Genomic DNA, 2956 nt, shown 5'->3' with positions numbered 1-2956 from the left:
TGGACCCGTCTGGCTCAACCCAGAAACCGAAATCAGCGCCCCTGAAATCAGAGACGCCGCATGAAATCGGCGGACAACTCCTTTGACAAACACCGGAAGTGTGTTCACATGGGTCAATTCTCAGTGACAATTTACGGGCATGCCGGATCAGTTCTCAGTGACAATCAACAGCCGTCGATTAGGGCAAGCTAGACGAAACGGTGACGGCCGAAGACAGAGAAGTCCTGATTGAGAGCCTGCGCAGTTTCGGCGTGCTTAATGAGCAGAATGAATAAAGAAAAAGTCTTGAGGTCAGCGATTTCCGTGGCTTCGAGAAGTCGCCCGGCGGTGGAATTGGCGCAGCGCCCGAGCCGTCGGATCTTCTCGATCCGCAGCAAGTGCTGCAAACGCGGCTTTGGGAATATCTGGCCACCCATGAGACGCTCGACCATCAGGCGCCAATGTTCCAACCAGTTGGTGGCATGGACGGCATCGCACAGGGTTTCGAACGCGAGGTCGGCGATCTGATTACCTATAACGCCAAGGTTGCCTCGCTACAGCAGGATGAGGATGGCGTCACCGTCACTTGGGAAGATGCCGCCGGTGGCGGTGAGGCGCAAACCAGCACTGCCGATTACTGTGTCTGTACCATCCCGTTTTCGATCCTGAGCCAGATTGATCATAACCTATCCGGTGATCTCTCCAATAAGATCAGTTCGATGCCATATAACGGGTCAACCAAATGGGGCCTAGAGTTCAAGCGCCGGTTCTGGGAGCAGGACGAGCAGATTTACGGTGGCATCAGCTATACCAATCAGGCCATCTCACAGATCAGCTATCACTCGACGGGCTATTTCTCAGACGGGCCCGGCGTCTTGCTGGGCGGGTATACCTGGCGCGGGGCCAATTCTTAAAAATTCAATGCCATGCAGCCCGAAGAACGCCTTGAATGGGCGCTCAGACAGGGCGAACGGATCCATCCGCAATACCGCGAGGAATTCAAGACCGGGGTCAGCGTCGCCTGGCACAAGGTGCCTTGGGTGCTCGGCTGTTCAGGAATCTAGGAGAACCGCGACAATTACGAGGATGCGATCAAGATCGACAACCGCGTGGTCTGCGCCGGTGAGCATCTTTCCTATCTGCCTGCATGGCAGGAAGGCGCGATCCTCTCTTCGCTTGACGCAATCTCGCGTCTGCATGACAAAATCATCAACGGGTGACGCCATGAAGAATACGATAATCACAGCTCTCATTGTCGGTACGATTTCTGTCGCTCCCTTGCACGCGCAGAGCACCGATCAGAACGATCAGACAGCTTAGGAAGATGCCAAACCCGAAGAAGTCGAGATCACTGAAATGGCCGACGCCGGGGCGGGCTGGACCGATGGTTACACCAGTACAGACGGCGAAGAACTTGACCAGACGCTTTGCGCCGGATGCCACATGACGGACGGTTCCGGTGCAGTTGGCGCTGGGGAGTACCCGGCATTGCAGGCCAACGCAAATCTCGAATTCTCCGGTTACGCGATCTACATCATCGTCAACGGCCAGGCGGGCATGCCAAGCCTTGGTCACTTTCTCGACGACGAACAGGTCGTTGCGCTGACAAACTACCTTCAGACCAATTTGGGCAACGATTACCAGCCCGATGGCTCTATAGAGGCGGTCGGAGATGCCCGCCCCGCCACACCGACAAATCAGGATACGGAGGATCACGAATGACCTACAGAAACCTCGCTGCACTCTCCTCAGCGTTGATCTGTTCCGCAGGCATTGCCCTAGCGCAGGCAACAGATGTGGTACGTCACACTTTGCCGGATTCCGACTTCCCGATCCCGCAAGCAGTGGAGGTTCCGGCTGACGCGACCTTGGTCTATCTCAGCGGCACGGTGCCGCAAGTGGCCGATGAGGCGGCCACCAAAGGATCACCGGAACGCTATGGCGACACCGCGACCCAAACTGCCAGCGTGCTTGAGTCGATCAAAGAGAAGCTCGCTGCACTCGATCTTGACATGGGCGATGCCGTCAAGATGCAGGCCTATCTGGTGGCGCCCGAGGTAAGCGCGGGTATGGATTTCGGAGGCTTCACGGAGGGATACACGCAGTATTTCGGCACCGAAGAACAGCCCGAACTGCCGACCCGATCAGTTTTCGCCGTGGCTGGCCTCGCTAACCCCTCTTGGCCGGTTGAGATTGAAGTAGTTGCTGTCCGTCCGGGCTCGTGACGTCGCGCCTTTTGGCGCTAACACTGGACAGCTACCGGCTTCGTAAATTGCCGCCATCGGCTGAACCTGTAGGCGCGTGATCTAGTGCCCCGTGAGTTGCCGCTGCATCATCCTCCAGCGGCGGCCGCAGTCGGGCTGCGGCGTTAAAGGTTCGTGCGTGGCCGACCTGTGCGCCAAATTTGACCCGACCATCGTCGTCCTGCCGCTCGGCGCGCAATGCTCGTTGGAAATCATGTTTAACACTCCCGTGTGCATCGTTCACAGGATGTAAAAAGCGCACAGGGTGAGGCGACACCGTTTTCGGAGCGTTGCACCATAGCCGGGCAACGGCTTTCGGCCTCTGGATAGGTACGCCTTTAAGACATCCTCACGACATGGCGAACGATGGGCATCGTGGCGCTGACCAAGCAATTTGGCAATCGGCGTTTGTGATCGTTCGTTCCGCACTTTTTACCGGCTTATAACGGGGTGCCGATCAAGTCTTTTCCGTTCTTCAGATGCCGCGCGACAAACTGTTTTTGCTTCTGTCTGGACGGAATGAGACGGGCAGATCTTGCGGAGTAGTGCTGATCAGCGAGTTCCGGGAATATGCTAAGGATTTCTTCTCGCGCCTCCGTGCTAACGGCTTTCAGCGCTTCAGGCCCGGAAAACAGGCTCTCTGAACCGCCCCGGGTTTACCGGAGAGTTTCTGGTTCAATGATTAGGCTACTTTTTCGACCGCGTTCAAGTTTGCATAGAAGGCCTCCTCTGCT

4 protein-coding genes are annotated in these 2956 nt (G+C 56.6%); 3 read left to right on the top strand and 1 reads right to left on the bottom strand.

What is annotated here, in order from left to right; all coding sequences use genetic code 11:
* Positions 1-188 precede the first annotated feature (188 nt).
* Positions 189-431, bottom strand: a complete 243-nt coding sequence (locus tag EDD52_RS24225; RefSeq protein WP_243652088.1) for a hypothetical protein — start codon at positions 429-431, stop codon at positions 189-191.
* Positions 432-440: 9 nt separating this feature from the next.
* Between EDD52_RS24225 and EDD52_RS24220 the strand changes: the two genes are divergently transcribed.
* The 3 genes from EDD52_RS24220 to EDD52_RS23435 all read left to right on the top strand — a co-directional run bounded on the left by EDD52_RS24220 (position 441) and on the right by EDD52_RS23435 (position 2204).
* A complete protein-coding gene (locus tag EDD52_RS24220) occupies positions 441-893 on the top strand; it encodes a flavin monoamine oxidase family protein (protein WP_243652087.1) in 453 nt (150 codons plus the stop codon).
* Between the two features lie 442 nt (positions 894-1335).
* Positions 1336-1701 carry a c-type cytochrome gene (locus EDD52_RS23440; protein WP_132249013.1) on the top strand — a complete coding sequence of 122 codons (366 nt, stop codon included), beginning with the start codon at positions 1336-1338 and terminating at the stop codon, positions 1699-1701.
* A complete protein-coding gene (locus tag EDD52_RS23435) occupies positions 1698-2204 on the top strand; it encodes a RidA family protein (RefSeq protein WP_132249012.1) in 507 nt (168 codons plus the stop codon). Before EDD52_RS23440 ends, EDD52_RS23435 begins: the two co-directional genes overlap by 4 nt.
* Positions 2205-2956 lie beyond the last annotated feature (752 nt).

Source organism: Primorskyibacter sedentarius (genome assembly GCF_004342065.1).
Classification (GTDB): Bacteria; Pseudomonadota; Alphaproteobacteria; order Rhodobacterales; family Rhodobacteraceae; genus Primorskyibacter; species Primorskyibacter sedentarius.
The sequence above is the reverse complement of the archived record's forward strand: the minus strand, read 5'-3'. Positions and strand labels throughout refer to the sequence as shown.

Bases quoted from the DNA above. Each gene is read 5' to 3' on its own strand.
- EDD52_RS24220 (WP_243652087.1), top strand. From the start codon at position 441: ATGTTCCAACCAGTTGGTGGCATGGACGGCATCGCACAGGGTTTCGAA.
- EDD52_RS24225 (WP_243652088.1), bottom strand. From the start codon at position 431: ATGGTCGAGCGTCTCATGGGTGGCCAGATATTCCCAAAGCCGCGTTTG.
- EDD52_RS23435 (WP_132249012.1), top strand. From the start codon at position 1,698: ATGACCTACAGAAACCTCGCTGCACTCTCCTCAGCGTTGATCTGTTCC.
- EDD52_RS23440 (WP_132249013.1), top strand. From the start codon at position 1,336: ATGGCCGACGCCGGGGCGGGCTGGACCGATGGTTACACCAGTACAGAC.